The 21,107-nt window shown below is 73.2% G+C and carries 12 protein-coding genes and 1 pseudogene; 8 read left to right on the top strand and 5 right to left on the bottom strand.

Annotated features, from left to right (window positions below):
* Positions 1–14: 14 nt before the first annotated feature.
* Together ALMP_RS07385 and ALMP_RS07380 are read right to left on the bottom strand one after the other, a co-directional pair.
* On the bottom strand, positions 15–977 hold the full coding sequence (locus ALMP_RS07385) for a helix-turn-helix domain-containing protein (protein WP_264925422.1): 963 nt from the start codon (positions 975–977) through the stop codon (positions 15–17).
* Between the two features lie 375 nt (positions 978–1,352).
* Positions 1,353–3,608, bottom strand: coding sequence for a helix-turn-helix domain-containing protein (locus ALMP_RS07380; RefSeq protein WP_264925421.1), 2,256 nt, complete (start codon positions 3,606–3,608; stop codon positions 1,353–1,355).
* Between the two features lie 309 nt (positions 3,609–3,917).
* Here ALMP_RS07380 and ALMP_RS07375 point away from each other — a divergent pair.
* From ALMP_RS07375 to ALMP_RS07355, 5 genes and pseudogenes are all read left to right on the top strand, one after another.
* A pseudogene (locus ALMP_RS07375) lies at positions 3,918–4,421 on the top strand (hypothetical protein); the annotation flags it as partial.
* A gap of 81 nt (positions 4,422–4,502) precedes the next feature.
* Positions 4,503–5,864, top strand: coding sequence for a hypothetical protein (locus ALMP_RS07370; protein ID WP_264925561.1), 1,362 nt, complete (start codon positions 4,503–4,505; stop codon positions 5,862–5,864).
* Positions 5,861–7,255, top strand: a complete 1,395-nt coding sequence (locus ALMP_RS07365) for a VWA domain-containing protein (RefSeq protein WP_264925420.1) — start codon at positions 5,861–5,863, stop codon at positions 7,253–7,255. Before ALMP_RS07370 ends, ALMP_RS07365 begins: the two co-directional genes overlap by 4 nt.
* A gap of 20 nt (positions 7,256–7,275) precedes the next feature.
* Positions 7,276–8,388 (top strand): AAA family ATPase, encoded by a 1,113-nt coding sequence (locus tag ALMP_RS07360; RefSeq protein ID WP_264925560.1) that lies wholly within the window; start codon positions 7,276–7,278, stop codon positions 8,386–8,388.
* Positions 8,385–11,156, top strand: coding sequence for a DUF5682 family protein (locus tag ALMP_RS07355; RefSeq protein WP_264925419.1), 2,772 nt, complete (start codon positions 8,385–8,387; stop codon positions 11,154–11,156). Before ALMP_RS07360 ends, ALMP_RS07355 begins: the two co-directional genes overlap by 4 nt.
* Before the next feature lie 21 nt (positions 11,157–11,177).
* Here the strand turns inward: ALMP_RS07355 and ALMP_RS07350 are convergent, their stop codons facing one another.
* Together ALMP_RS07350 and ALMP_RS07345 are read right to left on the bottom strand one after the other, a co-directional pair.
* Entirely contained in the window at positions 11,178–11,798 is a 621-nt protein-coding gene (locus tag ALMP_RS07350) for a GNAT family N-acetyltransferase (RefSeq protein ID WP_264925418.1), read from the bottom strand.
* 168 nt (positions 11,799–11,966) lie between these two features.
* A complete protein-coding gene (locus ALMP_RS07345) occupies positions 11,967–17,171 on the bottom strand; it encodes a family 43 glycosylhydrolase (RefSeq protein ID WP_264925417.1) in 5,205 nt (1,734 codons plus the stop codon).
* A 182-nt stretch (positions 17,172–17,353) separates the two neighbouring features.
* Here ALMP_RS07345 and ALMP_RS07340 point away from each other — a divergent pair, with 182 nt between their 5' ends.
* The 3 genes from ALMP_RS07340 to ALMP_RS07330 all read left to right on the top strand — a co-directional run bounded on the left by ALMP_RS07340 (position 17,354) and on the right by ALMP_RS07330 (position 19,191).
* The gene (locus tag ALMP_RS07340; protein WP_375803453.1) at positions 17,354–17,896 is read left to right on the top strand and encodes a beta-glucanase; all 543 of its coding nucleotides are present in this window, start codon (positions 17,354–17,356) and stop codon (positions 17,894–17,896) included.
* Positions 17,897–18,047: 151 nt separating this feature from the next.
* A complete protein-coding gene (locus tag ALMP_RS07335; protein WP_264925416.1) occupies positions 18,048–18,242 on the top strand; it encodes a hypothetical protein in 195 nt (64 codons plus the stop codon).
* 118 nt (positions 18,243–18,360) lie between these two features.
* Entirely contained in the window at positions 18,361–19,191 is an 831-nt protein-coding gene (locus tag ALMP_RS07330) for a lysozyme (protein ID WP_375803452.1), read from the top strand.
* Positions 19,192–19,231: 40 nt separating this feature from the next.
* On the opposite strand, the gene ALMP_RS07325 is transcribed toward ALMP_RS07330, so the two are convergent.
* Positions 19,232–21,016: a serine/threonine-protein kinase gene (locus ALMP_RS07325; RefSeq protein ID WP_264925415.1), complete on the bottom strand. Its 1,785-nt coding sequence runs from the start codon at positions 21,014–21,016 to the stop codon at positions 19,232–19,234.
* Positions 21,017–21,107 lie beyond the last annotated feature (91 nt).

Below are 21,107 nucleotides of genomic sequence, written 5' to 3'. Positions count from 1 at the left end.
GGCGCGGGGCGGCGTCAGCCCGCAGGGGCCCCGACCCCCGCCCCACGCCACTCGCGGGGCGAGACGCCGTAGACCGTGCGGAAGACGCGGCTGAAGTGGGCGGCGTTGGCGAAACCCCAGCGGTACGCCACGGCCGAGACCGTGAGGGCGGGCGGGCCGCCGCGGCCCAGTTCGCGGGCGCACTCCTCGAGACGGCGCCGCTGGATGAGACGCCCGACCGTGATGCCCTCGGCCTCGAACAGCCGGTGGAGGTAACGCACCGAGATGTGGTGCGCGGCGGCGACCGTGTGCGGGGACAGCGCCGGCTCCCGCAGATGGCGGTCGATGTGCTCGCGGACGCGCTGGACGAGGTGCTCTCGCGGGTCGGCGGGCTGCTCCGCGCGCCCCGTCCGCTCGTCCACGAGCGTGGCGAAGAGGTCCACGACGCTGGTGGCCAGCCTCGCCCCGACGGCCGGGGCACAGGCCGGCACCGACGCGGTCAGGGCGGTCAGGAAGGACAGCAGCAGGGCACCCGGCCCCTCGGAGCCGGTGATCGCGGTCCCCGTGACCTCGCGCAGGTGCTCCCGCGGCACCCCCACGGCCCGGCGCGGCAGGAGCACCACCCGCGTCGTGAAGGGCTCGGGGTGGTCCAGGGAGTACGGGCGTGTCGTGTCGTAGACCATCAGGTCGCCCGGGCCCACGTCGGCGCGGCGGCCGTCCTGGAGGAGCGTCGCCCGGCCGGCCGTCTGCACACCGAGCGCCACGTACCCCTCGGCCCCGTGGGCGATGTGCCGCGAGGTGCGGCCGGCGCGCAGCGGGCCGGCCTCGATCGTGCAGACGCGCAGCCAGCCCAGCCGGGCGGTGGAGACCCGGCACACGAAGGGACCCTCGGCGCGTGGCGTGACCGTCATCGGCCCCAGCGCACGGGCCCACGCCTCGCGCCAGTCGTCGCGTCCCTCCTCGTCGGGGACCGAAGCCGTCGTCGCCACCAGGTTCACCTGGTTCTCCTCTCCACCTGTGCGGTACCGGCGGAGACCTGGAACGGACGGCGCAGTGGCGGAGGAGGGCCCAAGGGGCCCCGCCGCCCGGTCGCCGGGGAAGCGGCCGCCCTGCCGCCCGGATCGTCCCCGCCAGCCCTCAGCCAAGCAGCGGCCGACGGCGCACTCCAGGCAGGAAGCAGGCAGAAACGACGGGCACCGTCAGGAGCACCCGCAGTGCGCCGAGGGAACAGTCCCGTGCGCCGAGAGTCAAGACACGCCGGGCCGGACCGGCGAGGATGGACGGCACGACGAGGGGAACCCGCCCGCCGGCGACACCACCCACACCCCGGTCACGTCCTCGCGCGGCGGCGGCGCGAGGACGTCACACGCAGGTCACTCGGTGTCGAGGCGGGCGAGACGGTCACGGGCGTCGGCGACCCGCCGCGGGTCGGCGTCGACACCGAGGGCGGCGCAGCGGGCGAAGGCCTCCCGTGCCTCCGCGGTCCGTCCCGCGGCCAGCAGGGCGTCGCCCAGCGGCACCAGGGAGCGGCTCAGGACACCCGTGTTGCGGGTGGCGTCGCTGAGGCCGACCGCCGTCCGCAGGGAGCCGATGGCCTCCTCCCAACGCTCCAGGGAGGCGTAGGCACGGCCTATGCCCAGCTGGAGGTTGAGCCGCCCGATCTCGGCGATGTGCGGTTCGAGCCGGTCGCCGGCCTCGTCGAGGAAGGCCAGCGTGCGCAGGTCGGCGGCGAGGGCCTCCTCGGCGTGGCCCGCCTCCAGCAGGATGAGCCCCTGCCCGGCCATGCTCTGCAGAGCGCCGTGCAGGTCGTCGGCGGCCTCGAAGAGCCGGGCCGCCCGGCGGTTGGCGTCGAGGGCGGCGGCGTAGTCGCCGAGCAACTGCTGGGCCCACGACGTGTAGTTGTGCGCCCACGCCTGCTGGGACGGATCGCCCGCGCGCCGCGCCGCCTCCAGGGCCCGGGCGGACAGCGCGAGGCTGTCGGCGGGACGGCCCTCGCACAGGAGCATGGCCCAGGCGTGGTAGTTGAGCTGGGTCGCCTCGACGAGCGGATCGCCGAGCGCCCGCGCGGACGCGGCTGCGGTGCCGTACACCTCGGGCCAGTGCCCCCAGAAGACCCACTGGTCGGAGAACCAGTGCAGCGCCTCGGCCACCTCCACCACGGTGGCGTGCTCACCGGCGGCCGCGGCCGCGCGCAGGGCCGCCAGCCAGTTGGCGCCCTCGGCCTGGAGCCAGCGCCGCGCGAGATCGGCGGAGGACAGGTCGACGGTGCCCTGCCAGCCGGGCGGCGGCGCGCCGTGGTCGGGCTCGAACCAACGGCCCGCCACCACGGCCGTCCCCAGCAGCCACCGGTACAGCGCCGCACGGGCCCGCTCGGCGTCCGGCCCGCTCTCCTCGGCCGTCAGCCGGGACCGGGCGAACAGCCGCAGCAGGTCGTGGAGCCGGTACCGGTCCGCGTCGGCGCCCAGCAGCCCGGCCTCGACCAGCTCCTCCAGCGCGTCCTCGGCGTCGAACACCCGCTGCCCGGTCAGCTCGGCCGCCCCGGCGGCCCCGACGTCCGCGCCGGGCACCAGCGAGAGCCGCCGGAACAGCCGCGCCGCCGACGGCGTCAGCTGCCGGTACGACAGCTCGAAGGCGGCGTCGACACGGACGTCCCCGGCGGCGAGCGCGTCCAGCCGCCGGTCGTCGACCGCGAGCCGGTCGGCGAGACGCCGCACACTCCAACCGGTCCGCGTGGCGAGCCAGTTGCCCGCCACCCGCAGGGCCAGCGGAAGGTGCCCGCAGCGCTCGGCCACCTCGGCGAGGGCCGCCGGATCGGCCTCCGCGCGCCCGGCCCCGACCAGTCCGGTCAGGAACACGGCGGCCTCCGCCGGGGTCAGCTCGCCGAGCGGCAGACGGTGCACGCTGTCCAGCCCGGTCAGCATGCGCCGGCTCGTCACCACCAGCATGCCCGCGCCCGCCGCCGGCAGCAGCGGACGCACCTGGCTCTCGTCCCGTGCGTTGTCCAGGACCACCAGACAGCGCCGCTCGGCCAACACCTCCCGGTACAGCGCCAGATGGCCCTGCGGCCCCGCCTTGACGAGTTCACGGTCGGTCACCTGGAGCGCCTTGAGGACACTCAGGACCAGCTCGGCCGGGCCGGGCGGCGCGTCGTCCGTGCCCCGCAGATCGACGACCAGCTGCCCGTCGGGGAAGCGGCCGGCGAGGGACCGGGCGGCGTGCAGCGCGAGGGTCGTCTTGCCCGCCCCCGGCGGCCCGGACACCGCCACCACCACCGGCTGGGCGGCGTCCCGGCCTGCGGCGAGTTGCTCCAGCCGCGCCAGCTCGTGCTCCCGGCCGACGAAGTCGTCGACGCCGCGCGGGAACATCCGCACGCCGACCGGGCTGTAACCGGGCGTGCGCCCGGCGCGCGCGGCTGCCAGCAGGCGCTCCCGCAGCGCCTCGTCCAGCCCCAGGCCGTCCGCGAGCGCGGCGACCGTCCGCCGCTGCGGGGCCGCACGACGCCCCCGCTCCAGATCCCCGATGCCCCGCACGCTCACGCCCGACGCCTCCGCCAGGCCCTCGATGGTCAACGACGCGGACAGCCGTAACTCCCGCAGCAGCGACCCGAACGCCCCTCGCTCCCCGCTCAACCCTGTCCCCTCCGCACGACACGCCCCCACCCACGACCCCGGGCAAGATCATCCCGAATTCTAGAAGAGGAGACGGGCGGGCGCTGTCGCCACCGAGGGCCGGGCGCCGGCGCCACCGCGGGTGAGGACTCTCGCCGGCGCGGGCGAGGGCCGTCGCCACCTCCCACGAGGGCCGTCGCCGTCTTGGGCGAGGGCCGTTGTCAGTGGTGGCCACTACGTTCGTTCTTGTCGCGCCGCTCTGGCATGACGACCCCCCTGTGCTGCGCCGACACGGCGTGACACCCCTTGTGCTGCAAAGGAGATGGTGCGTTGACGGACTGGGAGAGGTCCAGCACGGCCCGGGTGGTGCCGCCCGCGCGGCCCCGCAAACTCGCCAAGGTCCCCTTCGTCGAACTGGCCGACGGACGTCTCCAGGGCGTCGTCTCCAGCGGCTCGGACATCGAGCGGGTGTACGTCTCGTCGGTCGCCGCCGGCACCTACGCGTTCGCGTGCAGCACCAACAACAACCGCCCCTGCGGCGGCGCCCGGGGCTCGTTCTGCAACCACATCCGCGCCCTGATCACCGAGGCGGTCCTGCAGTACGGCGGCGAACGCGTCGCCCGCTACCTGCGCGTCGAGCCCGCGGGCGGCGAGCGGGACGCCGCGGCCCTCACCGCCGCCATGACCGCCACCGGTCCCGCGCAGGCGGACGGCAAGGCCGCGGCGGCTCCCGTCTTCAGCAGGTTCCTGCGCCACCTCGCCTATCTGGAACTCGCCCCGACCACCGCGCCGCTGCCGGAGATGCAGTGGTTCGCGCCGACCCGCGCCACGGCGACGCGGCAGACCCCGGGCGAGCCGGGCGCGGGCGCGGGGGAGCCGGGCGCGGGGGAGGCCACCGACCCGTTCGCCGCGCCGGTGGACGGGCTGGAGGAGGCCCTGACGGCGGCCGACGCCCTCGACCGCGCCCTGGTGGCGGGCCTGCTGCGCCCGCAGCCCGCCCGCGCCGCCGACCTGACCGCACTCGCCCACGCGGTCGCCGGTTCGCCGCTGGCCGCCCGGGTCGCCGAAGCGGCCGAGAAGGCCGCGGCCGGTACCGCGGCGGAGGACCACTTCGTCGCGCTCGCCGCCGCCCGCACCGCCCTGTTCGGCGCCGCCCACGACGCGCTGACGGCCCGCGCCGACGAGTTCACCGGCCGCACCCGCGGCGAGACGACGCCCGTGGCCCCCGGCGACCGGCAGGCCGTCAACCTGCTGGCGGCGGCCCGCACCTGGCTCTGCGACCTCGCCCGCGCGGGCTGGCAGGGCATCGACCACGAACTCGTCGGCTCCGCCGCGCAGATCGTCTCCGCCATGCTTCCCGACCCCGCCCTGCGCCGCCTGGCCACCCTCCTCGACGGACTCGCCGCCGAACTCGCCGCCTCCTGCCCGGGCGCCGCCCTGGAGCGGTTCCCCGCCCGCCGCTGGGGCGACCTGTGGGCGCGCGCCCTGCTGCTGACCCAGCCCGGCAATGCCGCACCGCGGGTCTGCGGCACCGCCACCGGGCGGCTGCTGCCGCTCGGCGTCGACCTGCACGAACACGCGACCGCCGCACAGGCCCAGGTCCACGCCGTGTTCGAACCGGCCGACGGCACCCCACCCCGCCTGGTCCGCGCGAGTGTCTCGGTGCCGAAGCCGGACACCGTCGTCGCGGCGGGCGTCTGGCAGCTGCTGCGACCGCACCTGTCCCTGCTCGCGGCCCTCGGCGAAGGCCGGTCCATGGACCTCACCGACATGCCCCTCACCGCCGAGGGCGACCTGATCTGGGACGACGAGCACGCCCGCGCCGGTGACCCGGCCGACGCCCTCGCCACCGCCCGCGTCGCCCTGTCCGCCGCGACCGCCCCGGCCACCGCGCCCCTGGACCGCCACCCGGCGGGCCTGGCCGAACCGGTGCTCCTGGAGGGCTACACCATCCGGCAGGACGGCGACCTGCTCACCCTCACCGTCGCCGGACGCACCCTCACCGTCGACACCGACCGCGTCCCCGCCGCCGGCCCCCTCACCCCGGAGGCCGTCGCGGCCTCCGGTGCCTGCGTCGGCCTGCTGCGCTGGGACGACGGCAAGTTCCGGCTCCAGCCGCTCGCCGTCGAGACCACCGTGCGCAGGAAGACCGTCGCCCTGCACGCCGGCGCGTGGGCCGCGGGCACCACCGACAAGGCCGGCGTCCGGGCCGAGAAGGCCGCCACGGACGCGGTGAACGTCCTGCGCGAGCGGGCGGGAAGGCTGCTGCGGAAATGACCGAGCCCACCCTCCACCCCCAGCCCGAGCCGGCCCCGCAGGACAACCGCCGCCAGGTCCTCTACTGGCGACTGCTCGCCCGCCTCTTCGACCACGACGAGCAGCCCGCGCTGGAATCCGCGAGCCTCGCCGTCGTCGAGGACATCGCACTGCCGCCCGCCCTGCTGGACCCGCAGACCTCCGTCGACTCGATCGTGCAGCGCCACCCCGAACTGGCCGCCGAGTTCGACGGCCTGATGGTCCCCCCGCCCGAAGGGGACACGGAAGCGGACGGTGACGAGCCCGCCGACGGCCGCGACCGCGCCGCCGAGGTGCGCCGCGCCGCGCTGGTCTCCAAGGTGCTGCTCAACGTCTTCTCCACCGGCGGCGGAGCGGTCAGCGCCGGACAGCTCGCGCGCTGGCAGTCCGACGCCGGCTGGCTGGAGCGGGCCCTCGGCTGCCCGCCCGGCTCGCTGCGCGGCGGCCGCGGCCCCGCGCCCGCCGCGGGCGGAGCCGTTCCCGCGATCGGCCCCGAACTCGGGACCATCGAGGCCGACCTCGTCCGGCGCATGCACCTGCGCGAGGTCCTCGCCGACCCCGCACTCGCCGCACGGCTCACCCCCAGCATGTCGCTCATCGAGCAACTGCTGCGCGACAAGAACAACCTCTCCGGCGTCGCCCTGGCCAACGCCAAGGCCCTCATCCGCCGGTACGTCGACGAGGTCGCCGAGGTGCTGCGCAGCCAGGTCGAGAAGGCCACCGTCGGCCGGATCGACCGCTCGATCCCGCCCAAGCGGGTCTTCCGCAACCTCGACCTCGACCGCACCATCTGGAAGAACCTCACCAACTACGACCCGCAGGAGGAGCGGCTCTACGTCGACCGCCTCCACTACCGGCACACCGCCCGCCGGACGACCCCCCAGCGGCTCATCGTCGTCGTCGACCAGTCGGGCTCGATGGTCGACTCCATGGTCAACTGCACCATCCTCGCCTCGATCTTCGCCGGCCTGCCCAAGGTGGACGTCCACCTGATCGCCTACGACACCCGGGCCATCGACCTCACCCCCTGGGTGGGGGACCCCTTCGAGGTGCTGCTGCGCACCAACCTCGGCGGCGGCAACGACGGCCCGGTCGCGATGGCCATGGCCCGCCCCAAGATCACCGAGCCGCGCAACACGGTGATGGTGTGGATCTCCGACTTCTACGAGTTCAGCCGCTCCCAGCCGCTGTTCGAAGGTATCGAGGCGGTGCACCGCTCCGGCGTGAAGTTCATCCCCGTCGGCTCGGTGACCAGCTCCGGACGCCAGGAGGTCAACCCCTGGTTCCGGGAACGCTTCAAAGCCCTCGGCACCCCGGTCGTCTCCGGCCACATCCGCAAGCTCGTGCACGAACTCAAGACCTTCTTCGCCTAGGACCCGTGAAAGGCCCTGACATGACCGACCTGCTGCGCGCCCCCGCCGAGATCAAGTACGCCGAGGAGCTGGACTGGCTGGAGTCGATCGACGACCACCCCAAGCCGTTCTCCTGGCGGCTGTCGCCGAAGATGGTCCGCCTGTTCGTGCTGGGCTCGGAACGCGCCGACGGCCTCGACCGGGAGATCGCCCAGAAGTGGTTCGGCGACCGCAGCTTCGTCGAGCGGGCCATCGTCACCCTCGCCTCCGACCGGGGCCTGCTGCTGATCGGCGACCCCGGCACCGGCAAGAGCTGGCTGGCCGAGCTGCTGTCCGCCGCGATCTGCCGCAACTCCACCCTGGTGGTGCAGGGCACGGCCGGCACCACCGAGGACCACATCAAGTACTCGTGGAACGTGTCCATGGTCATCGCCAAGGGCCAGTCCCGCGAGTCGATGATCCCCTCCCCGATCATGACCGCGATGGAGACCGGCGCCATCGGCCGCTTCGAGGAGCTGACCCGCTCCACCAGCGACGTCCAGGACGCCCTGATCTCGATCCTGTCCGAGAAGTACATCTCCGTACCCGAGCTGGACAGCGACAACATCGTCTTCGCCAAGCCCGGCTTCTCCGTCATCGCCACCGCCAACAGCCGCGACCGCGGCGTCAACGACCTCTCCTCCGCGCTCAAGCGACGCTTCAACTTCGTCCGCATCCCGGTCGTGACGAACAAGAAGAGCGAGGCGGAGATCGTCCGCTTCCGCACCGAGGAACTGCTGCGCCGCCACCAGATCGAACTCGACGTCCCGCCCACCCTGCTCGACGTGCTGCTGCAGAGCTTCGCCGACCTGCGCGCCTCCGCCGCCGCGGCCGGCAGCGACGACGAGAAACTGGAGTCCGCGCTGTCCACCGCCGAACAGATCGGCGTCCTGGAGGACGCGATCCTGCACAGCAACTTCTTCGGCGAACGCGCCCTCACCGCCCACACCCTCGCCTCCTCCCTCGTCGGCTCCCTGGCCCGGCGCGAACCCGAGGACCTCGCCATCCTCAACAAGTACCTGCACGGCGTCGTCGAACCGCGCAGCAAGGCGGAAGGCGGCTCCTGGCCGGAGTTCCTCGAGGGCGGCCGCGACGCGATCGCGACCCTGTCATGAGCGGCGGCACCTTCGAGGCGCTGCGCGGCCAACTCCACGAGGCGGCCACCGCGTTCGCCGACGGCCCCGACGCCCTGGCGGGCATCCTGCGGGGCATCGTCGACGACGTGGAGCGGGCGGTGCGCGAGCCGCTGGAGATCTTCCCGGTCTGCCACCACTCCCCGGCCTCGGCGCTCGCCATGGCCCGCCGACTGCGCGAGAAGCAGCCGAAGGTGGTCTACCTGGAGCTGTGCGAGGACATGGCGCCCCTCCTCACCGAGCTGCGCAACTGCCGCCTGCCGGTGGCGGTCCAGGCGTTCGCGACCGAGGTCGACGGCTTCCCCGCCGACTGGTCGCCCCTGTCGGTGGTCGCCCCGGTCACCGAGGCCTCCGCCGAGTACCAGGCGATCGCCTACGCCCTGGACACCCCGGGCGTCGAACTCGTCCTCGTCGACCGCTCCTCCGACCACGTCTTCCAGTGGGACGCGCGGCCCGCCGCCGAGACCGACCCCGACGCGCCGGCCGACGAGGAGTCCGCGCTGCACGGCGACGCGGTCGGCGTGGAGATCGGTGACCTGCGCCCCCGCTTCGCCGAACTGGAGGAGCACCTGCTGCGCCACGGCCGTGTGCGCCACTGGTCGGAGTGGTGGCACCAGTACGTCGAACTGCCCCTCGGCGACAGCGACCACGACACCTACCGGCAGGTCATGCTGCTCATCGGCAGCCTCTTCCGGCGCCTGGCGCCCGGCGATCCGCGCCGGGTCCGCGTCGACGAGGACCGGGAGCGGTACATGTGGACCAGGATGCGCGAGCACCTCGCCGCCACCGGCACCGACCCCGCCGACTGCCTCTATGTGTGCGGCGCGTTCCACGCGGCAAGCCGGGTCGCGGAGTTCGGCGTGCACGGCAGTGACACCTTCACCATCACCGAGCGCACCGCCACCGAGTGGCGGCACGGACTGATCCCCTCCAGCCACGCGGCGATCGAGGCACAGTTCGGCCTGGCGGCCGGCTCGGTGTCCGTCGCCGCGACGCAGTGGGCGAAGAACCTCAGGCGCACCGGCGTCGAGCCGTACCGCCTGGCAGGACAGGCGGGCACCAGGAAGAGCACCAGGCCCGGCAAGGCGCTGCCCGCGCCGGTCGCCCCGGCCGCGCCCGCCGACCGGCTCACCGGCTTCCTCCAGCGGCCGCCCGCCCTCGATCCGCTCGACGAGGCCGAACTGCTCGGCTGGTCGGTGGACATCGTGCGGGCCGCCCGCCGCGCCGGCTACCTCGCCTCCACCGCCGACGCCATCGCCGTCTTCGAGACGTCGATCCTGCTGGCCGGCCTGCGCGACCGCGTCAAGCCGACGCCGTACGACTTCCAGGACGCGGCCGTCACCTGTATCGAGAAGGACGCCGTGCCCGGGCGACGGGACGTGCGCCGGCTCGTGGAGAGCATGCTCGGCGGCGACCGGATCGGGCAGGTCGGCTACGACGCGCTGCCGCCGCTGGCCCGGGACGTGCACGACCGGCTCGCGCCGCTGAACCTCAGGCTCCAGCAGCGCGGCGTGCAGCGGGCCCTGCTGGACATCGCCTCCCGGCCCGAACTCCAGCGGTGCTCCGACGTGCTGTGGATGCTGCGCCGGCTGCTGCCACCGGGCGCCGCGCGCCCCATCATGGGCGACCGCAGCCTCGGTGAGCGCCCCATCCAGGAGTCCTGGGACCTGGCCCTGGGCACCCACCAGCGGGCCCTGATCGAACTCGGCTACGAAGGCGTCAGCATCGAGCAGGTCCTGGAGCAGCGGCTGCGGCGCGCCGCGTACGCCCCGCAGGCCACCACGGCTCAGGTCCTGGCCGCCGTCGAGGACGCCATCCTCCATCTGCGCAGCCGTCGCCTCGCCGACGAGCTCGGCACCCGCGCCCTGGAGGTCCTGGCCGGCGAACGCACCGTCGACGGCGCGCCGGAGGTGCTGCGCCGCGTCCGCCGGCTGCTCGCCCACTACCGCACCAGCGAGCCGGTCCTGCCGCCCTGGATCGAGTCCTTCGTCAAGACCGGGTACGCGCACTACTGCACCCTGCTGCCGACGGCGTTCACCGACGAGGACGCGACGGTCCGGCAGGTCGCGGCCATGCTGGGCTTCCTGTTCGGCATGGAGGGCCTGGCCCTCTCCCTGGGCTGCGACCGCACCCAGCTGGAACTGGCCCTGGCCCAGTCCCACCCCCAGGAGCCGTCCCGGACGGCCCTGCTGTGGGCGGCGCGGACCCACCTGGGCACGCTGTCCCGCGCCGAGCTGCGCGCACGCTGCGACGACCTGCTCGGCAACCCGCTCGTGGTGCCCGCCTACCCGCGCTACCTCAGTGGGTTCGTGCACGCCTTGGAACCGGTGCCGGGGCTCGCCGACTTCGTCGTCGAGGCGGTGTCCAACGCGTTCGCCCGGCTGCCCGACCCGGTGCTGCTGCCCTGGCTGCCGACGCTGATCACCACCCTGCGCGACGGCGGCGCCGAACTGGCCCCCCTGCTGATCCGCGAGGCGGGCCGGGTCTTCCCGGCCCGGCTCGCCGCCCTGGACGCCTGGGTGCCGCCGTGGCGCCTCCCGGAGCAACCGCAGGCCGTCCGTGTGGAACCCGGCGGGGCGCGGGGCGTCGCGCTCCTCGCCGCCCATCCCGCGACCTGTGACGCCCTCGCGGACCTGCTCGGCTACGAGGACGCCTGGGAGAGCGCCTCCCCGGCCCCGCGCGGTGCGGCCCTCCTCGCCCGTCACCCGCAGACGGCGACGGCGCTGCACAGCCTGCTGGCCGGCGCCTGACGCGCACGGGCCGCCCCGCCGTCAGCGTGCGGTGGAGCGGCCCAGGTACCAGACCGGCCCGGGGTCGGGGACGGCGATCTCCCGGAACCCCAGCCGGTCGTAGAACGCCCTCGCGGGGGTGTTCGCCCGCACCATGCACAGATGCACCGCCTCGACGCCCCGCACCCGCAGGGCGTCGAGGAGGGTGTGCGTCAGGGCCCGGCCGAAACCGCGGCCCTGCCAGGGCGGCAACAGATCGATGTGCAGGTGGGCGGGGTAGGGCTCGAGTTCGGGCAGGACCATGCGTTCGGGGTCGTGCAGGAGGGCGGTCATCGCCTCGCTCGGGGTGCCCGGCGCGCCGGCCGGCCGCGGATACCGGTCGGCCACCGAGGGCAGCCACCGGGTCCGGAAGCGGTCGGCGAACCGCGGGGTGTCGGCCGCGCCCAGGATGTAGCCGACGGCCCGTCCGCCGCCGTCGTCCAGCACATGGGCCAGTTCCGGCTCCAGCTCCAGATACGGGTAGGCGAAGATCGTCGGCATCAGCTCGCGGTCGGGGTACACCGACGACGAGTCGCCGCCGTTCAGCGCGGTTCTGACGCAGATGTCGGCGACGGCCGGTCGGTCGGAGTCCCGGTAGGGGCGCACGAAGGGAACGGTGGTCATGGCCCCGGATGCTGCCACGCTTGGGAGCGCTCCCACAACGCCTCCGCGCCCCCGGAAGGCTCCGCGGCACCCCCTGACGCTGCCGCGGCATCCGCACGCTCCGGCGGCTTCCTCCGCCGCTCCCGCACCGGGCCCGCCGCCGTCGCCGGCGGCGGGCCCGGTCGGAGGCTAGCTCCGAGGACCGACGCTGATCGCGCCGGTGACCTTGGCCGCCGTGGGCAGGTCGTACACGACCTGCCCGGTGGACTTCTTCCAGATCCGGATGTCGAAGGTGTCCGGGGTGTCCGTGGCGGTGACGCGGAAGGCGTAGCCCGTCACGCCGTTGACCGTGCCGGAGCCCTGGAGGACGGCCCGGTTGCCGGTGACGACGAGCCAGTCGGCGCCCTGGGCGCGGAACTTCACATGGGCCGCCCGGAAGTCGAACGCGACCTGCCCCGTCGGGACGACGGCTCCCTCCCGGTACTGCGCGGTGAAGGAGAAGGAGGCCTCACCCGTGCGGAGCGGTTCGGCCGGGTGGGCGCCGGCCGGAGAGGTGACCACACCCGCGCCGGACGCCGGGCCCGCGGCCCGGTCGTACACGACCAGCTCGGGGAGCGTCGTGCTGTCGGAGGCGCCGTCGTCGTCCTTGACCGTCACCACCGGCCGGTACAGGCCGGCCCGGGTGTAGACGTGCTCGGCCCGGCAGCCGGCGGCGGTGACCGTGCCGGACGTGGGCTGGGTGCCGTCCTGCCAGTCGACCGCACAGATGTGCGTGTCGGCGCTGCCCGCGTCACCGAAGACGGCGCTCACCACGGCCTTCTGCCGCACGGACACCGGGGCCTTGGGGCCGGTGGCCGAGCTGATCGCCGGGGCCGCGTTGGCGACCGTGACCGTGGCGGTGTCGCGGCTGCGGCCGCCGGTCAGGGTGACCGTGAAGCTGCCGTCGTCGGTGCAGGTGAGCGTGGTGCGGGCGGCGGCGGGGTCGGCCACGGCGCAGGGTGCGCCGGCCTCGACCGTCCACTTCGGGGTGCCCGCCCCGGAGAGCGTGCCGGCCAGTGTGATCGCGTCCCCTTCCGTCCCGGAGGCGTCCGGGCCGGCGTGGACGACGGCGACCGGGTCCACGCTGGTCAGGGTGGGCACGACCTTCTTGATCAGCCCGTCGGCGTCGAACTCCAGCCGGTCGACGGTGGTCTCGCGGTTGGTGCCGTCGCCGCCGGGGATGGCGAAGCGGTGGTAGGCGATGTACCAGTCGTCGGTGCCCGGCACCTGGACCACCGAGTGGTGGCCGGGGCCCTTGATGCCCAGCGACAGGTCCTTCTCCAGGATCACGCCCCGCTTGGTCCACGGGCCGGTGGGGGAGGGGCCGGTCGCGTAGGCGACGCGGTAGTTCTCGTCCCGCGTGTCGTTCTCCGACCACATGAAGTAGTAGGTTCCGTCGCGCTTGATGACGAAGGAGCCCTCGTTGTAGCCGCTCGGGGTGATGTCCTTCAGCTTCGCGGCGTCGAAGGAGATCATGTCGTCGTTGAGCGGGACGACGTATCCCCGGCCGTTGCCGAAGTACAGGTACGACTGGCCGTCGTCGTCGGTGAACACCGCCGGGTCGATCATCTGGCCGGTCAGCTGGCCCGCCTTCAGCAGCGGCCGGCCGAGGGCGTCCTTGAACGGACCGGTGGGCGAGTCGGAGACGGCGACACCGATGTTGGCGTCGGCGGAGAAGTAGAAGTAGTACTTCCCGTTCTTCTCGGCCATCGTCGGCGCCCAGGCCCTGCTGTCCGCCCAGGACACGTCCGGCCCCAGGTCGAGGATGACGCCGTGGTCCTTCCAGTGGACCAGGTCGGTGGAGGAGTACGCCTTGAACTGCGTGCCGCTCCAGCCAGGGAAGCCGTCGGTGGTCGGGTACAGGTAGAAGGTGTCGCCGAAGCGGACGATGTTCGGGTCGGCGGTCAGCCCCGGCAGCACCGGGCTGTTCATGATCAGCGCCGACACGGTCCAGGTGCGCTTCTTCCCGTCCGAGCCCGTCACCTCGTACGTCACCGGCTCGGTGAAGTCGTGCAGGGTGCCGGAGGCGGGGCTGATGGTCGCGCCGTGGGCCAGGGTGAACTCCGGTGCCAGGGCGGTGACGTCACTGCCCTGGTTCAGCGGCAGGACGATCTTGCTGTCCTTGTCGTTGATGATCGCGCCGACCTTGAGCGCCGGGTGGGTCGCCACGGCGACGCCGGTGGTGTTGCCGCTGAGCTCCAGGACCTCCGCGGGCGTCAGGGCCCGGTTGTAGATCCGGAAGTCGTCGACCTCGCCACCGAAGTACGGGTCCGGGGAGTACAGGGACTTGCCGATGTAGCCGGAGTGGTCCTTCGCCGCGTCGTACAGTTCCGACGGCTTGATGGTGACACCGTTGACGCGTGCCGCCTCGGCGCCGTCCACGTAGAGGACCGCCGTCTCGGTCGCGCCGTTCAGGGTGACGGTGAGGTGCTTCCACTCTCCCTGGGTGAGCCGGGAGCCGCCGATCATCTGCTTCTCACCGGACCAGGTGGCCTTGGTGATCGCGGAGAACAGCTTGCCGCCGCCGTTGGACGGGGTGGCGAACAGGTACTTGTTGCTGTCCGGGCCGAGCCCGAACAGCCACTGGAAGTTGTCGCCGCCCTTCCACTTGACGTACGTGGAGACGGTGACGCTGTTCACGTCCTTCAGCACGCCGTTGGGAATCTTCACGTACGGCGAGCTCGAGCCGCTGTTGCCGCCGGACATCTTGAACGAACCGCCGTCGACGCCGGTCCCGAAGTCGGGGGTACGGACGTAGGTGCCGTGGTAGCCGTGGCCGCTGGAGTCACGGGCGATGCTGCCGCCGGTCTCGTCGAAGTCGTAGCGCAGGAGGAGATCGGCCGGGACGTCCGGGCCCTCGGCGGAGACCGTGACCTCGGCGTCGACATCGATCGCCGAGTCGCCCGCCAGGTCGCCCTTCACCGTGAAGGCGCCGGCCTGCGCGTACTGCGACTCGGCCACGTCCTCCCAGGTGACGGCCACGGGACGCTTCACACCGTCCGCGGACTCGGCGATGACGGTGGCCGGCAGGACCGGGGCGTCACCGATACGCGTCTCGACCTTGACGTCCTCGACGCTCGTGATGATCTGGTCCGGCTGGTAGGTCCTGAGCAGCCGGTCGTACTCGGCCTGGGTGACCGGGAGCACGGTGCCGTGCCGGGGCCGGGCGGGGAGGTCGTAGCCGGTGGACGGGGTCCAGACGCCGGAGGCGAGGTCGGTCGTCTCGAACGGGATGTAGCCCCGGCCGCCGAACTCGTCGAGGAAGGCGTACCACTTCTTCTCGGTGTTCGACTTGAACACCAGCGGGCCCTCGGCCGCGTTCATCGCGCCCTTGCCGATGCCCTCGGCGACCGCGGTCCAGGAGGTGCTCAGCAGCGAGTCGCTCTTCTCCTCGAAGACGAACTTGCTGTTCGGCGTGGAGGACGTGTTGTTCCGCTCGTCCTTGGAGAGGCGGTAGTACGTCCCGTCGTGCTGGACGACGGTCGAGTCGATCACGGAGTAGCCGCGGTCGATCCAGACCTTGGGCTCGCTGAAGGTGTAGAAGTCACGCGTCGTCGCGTACATCATGCGGTTGTACGTGTCGCCGGAGTGGGCCGCGTTGTCGTACAGCTTCGACGCCCAGAACACGACGTACTCGCCGCGCGCGGCGTCGTAGAACGCCTCCGGGGCCCAGGTGTTGCCCGCGCTGTCCGGGGAGACCTTCACCAGGCGCTGGTTCGTCCAGTGGACGAGGTCGGTGGACTCCCAGACCATGATGGACTTGCTGCCGGTGCGCTGGGAGGCGTCCCAGTCGCCGTTGCCGTAGATCTTGAGGTCGGTGGCTATCTGGTAGAACTTGTCGCCCTCGGGGGAGCGGATGATGAACGGGTCGCGCAGACCCTGCTCGCCGAGGGTGGAGGTCAGGACGGGCCGGCCGTCGTTCAGCTCGCGCCACTTCAGCGGGTCGTCGCCCTTGCTGAGCGCGAAGTAGAGCTGTTCGCCGTCGGCGGTGCCCTCGCCGGTGAAGTAGCTGAAGAGGTAGCCCTTCAGGGCCGCCGGGGCGGGCAGTTCGGGCACCTTCGCGGTGAATACGCGGGTCGCCCGGGCCTCGCCCTTGGTGACCGTCGCGGTCAGCTCGACCGTGGTGGCGCCGGTGCCGTGCGCGGGCCGGTGGACCACACCGTCGGCGGCGACGACGTCCGGCCGCGCGGAGGACCAGGTGACCTCGGTGCCGTAGGTGCCGCTCGCCGGGAGGGTGAGGTTGCCGCGCACATCGTCGAGGTTGTGGACGGTGAGGGCCTCGGCCGCCTCCCGGGCGGCGGTGGCCTCGTCGAACGCCGGGCGGACGGTCACCTCGAAGGACTTGGTGTCCGTCACGGTGCCCTTCCTCAGGGTCGCCGTGAGCGTGGCGTGCCCGTCGGGCTGGCCGGCGGCGGGGCGGGTCACCTTGCCGGTGTCCGAGACGACGGCGGTGTTGTCGCTGGCCCAGGTGATCGTGGAGCCGCCGGCCGTGCCGGTCTTCGGCAGGGTCAGGTCGGAGACGACGGCACCGGTGTCACCGAGGGTGAGGGCGGCCTTGTCGTCGGCGACGCCCTGGGTGGCGACGGGCAGGGCGAGCTGTTCCACCTCGGAGGCGGCCAGGGCCCGGTCGTAGACGCGGAAGTCGCGCATCCGGCCCTTGAAGAGCTTGTCGCCGGAGTACACGGACTTGCCGATGTGGTTCGCCGTGGTGGTGCCGGAGCCGATGGCGCCGGGCGTGATGGTAACCGAGGTGTTGCGGGCGACCTCGACGCCGTCCTCGTACAGGACGCCGGTGGTGCCGGTCTGGGTGTAGGTGATGTGCTTCCACACCGACCGGGTCAGGTTGTGGGAGTCGGCCGGCTTGGTGGTCTGCTCGGTCGACCAGTTGCCGGTGGCGACGGAGGTGCGGAAGGAGTTGCCCGTGGTGAACAGATAGCCGTTGCCGCTGCTGCCGCTGGAGTTGCCGAAGCCGTAGAGGAAGTACGGGGTGCTCTGGGCGGCGTCGATCAGCACGTCCGTGGAGACGGTGATCGAGTTCATGCCCTTCATGACGTCGTTCGGCACCTTGACGTAGGTGTCGGTGCCGTTGAAGGCGAGGCCCTGGCCGGTGGCCGACCAGCTGGCGGTGCCCTGGACCGTGCCGTTGCGGCCGTGACCGGAGGCGTCGGGGACGGTGGTGCCGGACGCGCCGTCGAACGTGTACCGCAGGGCCAGCCCGTCGGTGATGTCCGCGCTCTCCGCCTGCGCGGGAGTCGTGGTGCCGGCGAGCCCCAGGAGCAGTGACACGGCGGTGAGCCCGGCGAGCCGGCCCACCCGGCGTCTCGCGCGTCTTTGCAGTCGTGGGGTGTGCGTCATGGGGGCCGCCGTTTCAGCTGTGTGACGTGGTGTTGCGAGAGTGTCAAACGGGGCGCGGTGTGACGTCAAGAGACCTCGAACAATGTCCGACAGGTCGAACAAAGAGGGGGTGTGCAACCAACGACCCCCGCGCGTGGTCATTGTGGGACGGCGCCCGGCGAGCGGCGGGACAGTGTCCGGCGATGGGTACGTCCGTGCCCGTCCCCCGGTGGAGTGCCTTCCGGGCCACCCGCCGCGCCGACGGCCTGTGGGACACCGGGCTGCTCACCACGGAGGGCAGCGAGGAGGGCTTCACCGTGCGGGCGGGGGACCGCCTGGAGGCGGAGGTCCGGCTGCCCGTCGAGACCGGCGCGTGGCCCGCCATCTGGACCTGGCGCGACGGGGACCAGGAGATCGACGTCTTCGAGTACCACCCCGACAACCCCGACCTGCTGGAGTTCTCCCACCACGTCCGCCGCGCCCACCGCTACCACCGGGACGATTCCGTGCGCCCCGGCGGCCGGATCCGGCTCGCCGTCGACTTCGGCGCCGAGAACGTCGTCTGGTCCCTGAACGGCCGCTCCGTCTTCGCCGACGGCCGGGGCGTGGGCGAGGACTGGCACGCGTACCTCATCGTGAACCTGTCGGTGTGCGCCGGCCGCTACCATCCGGCGCCCGGCCCGGAGACGACCGAGATGTCCTTCGAGGTGTCAGGCCTCACCGTGTGCCGGCCGGCGTCGGCATGAGCGAACCATGACACGGCCGGCGGGTCCGGGCCACGGGACGGCGGCCGTTCGGGGACGCGCTACTCCGAATGACTCCGAATGGCTCGGCCCGGCGGGACGCGCGGCCGCGTGCGCGGTCTTCTGGAGGCAAGCCCGACAGAAGGGAAGAACCGTGTACGAGATGAAGGTGGGCCTCGCGTCGGGTGGCGGTGGACACGTATGGCACGTGGTGTCGCCGCACGGCGACAGCAGTCTGTGCGGCACCGACCTGTCGGCCGTCCGAGCGAAGCCCACGCACGACACCGACCGCCACTGCGCGCCGTGCATGGTCCGGCTCCAGGAGCTGCTCGACGCCCAGAAGCAGTGATCCCGACCGGCCGGCGGCGCGATCGGGAGGCCGGTGCGGACCGCCGCCCTCACCCGTTCGCACCGCCGTCGGCCGCGCACGGCGTGCGGCCGGCGGCGACAGCACGTCAGATGGGAGCGTGCGCAATCGAATAGCAACCGCGGCCCTCCGCCTTCGTCTGTACGCGACCGGTCTCCCGGTCGCCGTGTCCCTGCTCTGGACGGCGCTGCCGCCGTCCCCCGACGCGTCCCGCACCGTGCCCGCCCGGGGCACGGCGTACATGGGGATGGGCGTCGTGTCCCACGACGGCCGCTCCGGCGCTCCCCCCGCCGACCGGGCGGCCGGCCAGCCGGAGGGGGTGGACGTCTCCAGCCATCAACGCACCGTCGACTGGCCGACCCTGTGGGCCGACGGCACCCGCTTCGCCTACGTCAAGGCCACCGAGGGCACCTACTACTCCAACCCCTACTTCGGCGAACAGTACGGCGGCTCTCAGGCGGTCGGCATGATCCGCGGCGCCTACCACTTCGCGACCCCCGACACCACGAGCGGCGCGGCCCAGGCCGACTACTTCGTCGACCGCGGCGGCGGCTGGTCCGGCGACGGCGTCACCCTGCCCGGCGTGCTCGACATCGAGTGGAACCCCTACGGCGACGCCTGCTACGGCAAGTCGCCCAGCGGCATGGTCGCCTGGATCGGTGACTTCCTCAGCCGCTACCGGGCCCGCACCGGCCGCGACGCCGTGATCTACACCGCGACCAGCTGGTGGACGCAGTGCACCGGGAACCACGCCGGCTTCGCCGCCACCACCCCGCTGTGGATCGCGCGGTACGCGAGCACACCGGGCCCGCTCCCGGCCGGCTGGAAGTACCACACCTTCTGGCAGTACACCTCCACCGGACCCACGGTCGGTGACCACGACCGGTTCAACGGGACCCCGGACGCGCTGCGGACACTGGCCAAGGGCTGAGGCCCGCGGTCCCCCGGTCCCGTGGCGACGGGCGGAGCGGCTACCCCTCGAAGGGCATCACCTTGGTCACCCGGCCCTTGGTGTCGGCCTCCAGATAGCCGCTCTGCCCGTACGCGTTGCTGAGGTAGACCGCCATCCCGGCCGGCCTGTCGAACACCGTGCTCGGCTCCCTCAGCAGCAGATAGCGGGTGTCCGGGGCGTCCACGTTCAGCTTCCGCCCCGCCTCGGCGAGCAGCGCCGGCACCCGGTCCCAGGCGAAGCCGTCCAGCCGCACGGGCTGCCGCCCGCCGGACAACGAGCCCTTGATGATGCCCTTCCGCACGCCCTCGCCGGGACGGTACGTGTACATGTCGTACTGGGTGTCGCTGCCCTCCACCATGAGGTACGCGGAAACGTACTCCGGGTACACCGAGAAGCTGCCGAAGCGGTCCCGGCCGGTCTCCGTCTCGAACGCCTCGATGGCGGTGCGGATGCCGTCCGCGGTCAGCAGGTCGGTCGTGGCGGTCCGCCCGGTCTCCTTCGCCGGTGCCGCGCCGCTCGCCGAGCGGGTGGCGCTCGGGGCCGGGTTCGCCGAGTCACCGGAGGGGGAGTCGGCGCCCTGGTCCGGCAGCAGCGTCCACACGAGGACACCGGCCAGTGCGACACCCGTGCCGGCCAGCGCGAACGCGGCCCGGCGCCCACGCCGGACCGGCCGGCGGGCGGGGGCGGTCACCGACGGGGCGGGGCCGTCCCCGGGCGCCGTGGGGGAGCCGTGCCATGGCGGCGGCGGTGCGCCGTGCCCGGCTGACGGAGACGCGGATGGCGGGAACGAGTGGGGCGGGGAACCGTATGGCGAGGACGGGTCGGGCGGTCCGAACACGCCCGGCCGAGTGGCCGGTTCGCCGGTCGGCGCACCCCGCGGCGGCGACAGCCGGTAGGAGGTGTACGTGTCCTGCGGCGAGGACAGGGGGTAGGAGGTGTACGTGTCCTGCGCCGCCCCCGCCCGCCCCTGCGCCACGTCGGTCAGCATCCGCTCCAGCGTCCGCGCGTCCGGCCGGGCCGCGGGATCCCGTACCAGCACCCGCGTCAGCACGTCCCGCAGCGGACCGGCCTGCACCGGCGGCGGGACCTCCTCGTTGAGGACGGCGGCCAGCGTCGCCAGCGTCGTCGAGCGGCGCAGCGGATGCCGGCCCTCGACGGCCGCGTACAGCATCATCGCCAGCGACCACAGATCCGACGAAGGCCCGCCCTCCTGACCGGACACGCGCTCCGGCGCCATGTAGTCCGGGGTACCGATGATGGATCCGGTGGCGGTCAGCGCCGTCGCCTCACGGATCGCGGCGATGCCGAAGTCGGTGAGCACGGGGCGGCCGTCGGGACGCAGCAGCACATTGGCGGGCTTGACGTCCCGGTGCTGGATGCCGGCCTCGTGCGCGGCGCGCAGCGCGGCCAGGATCTCCAGGCCGAGCCGTGCCGCCTCGACCGGGTCCATCGGCCCGCGGGCGAGACGGTCGGCCAGTGAACCGCCGCTGACCAGTTCCATGACGATCCACGGAAAGCCGTCCTCGCCCCCGTCCACCACATGGTGGATCGTCACCACGTTGGGATGGTCGATCCGGGCCAGCGCCCTGGCCTCGCGCAGCACCCGCTCCCGCAGCATCCGCGCCCCGGCCGGGTCGTACTCGGCCAGCCCCGGGTCGGGCGGGCGGACCTCCTTGACGGCGACGCTGCGGTGCAGCACCAGGTCCGTGGCGCGCCACACCATGCCCATGCCGCCGCCCCCGAGCCGTGCCACCAGCTCGAAGCGCCCGTCGACGACCCGTCTGTCGCTGTCCGCCTCACTCATGCGCCGGAGCTTAGTGGCCCGGACCGACAGGGCCCGACCACCGGCCGCGGCGCCCGGCCGGCCGGGGCGTGACCGGCCGGCCGCGCCGGGT

Source organism: Streptomyces sp. A012304 (assembly GCF_026008495.1).
GTDB lineage: Bacteria > Actinomycetota > Actinomycetes > Streptomycetales > Streptomycetaceae > Streptomyces.
This window is presented reverse-complemented; position numbering and strand designations above follow the sequence as displayed.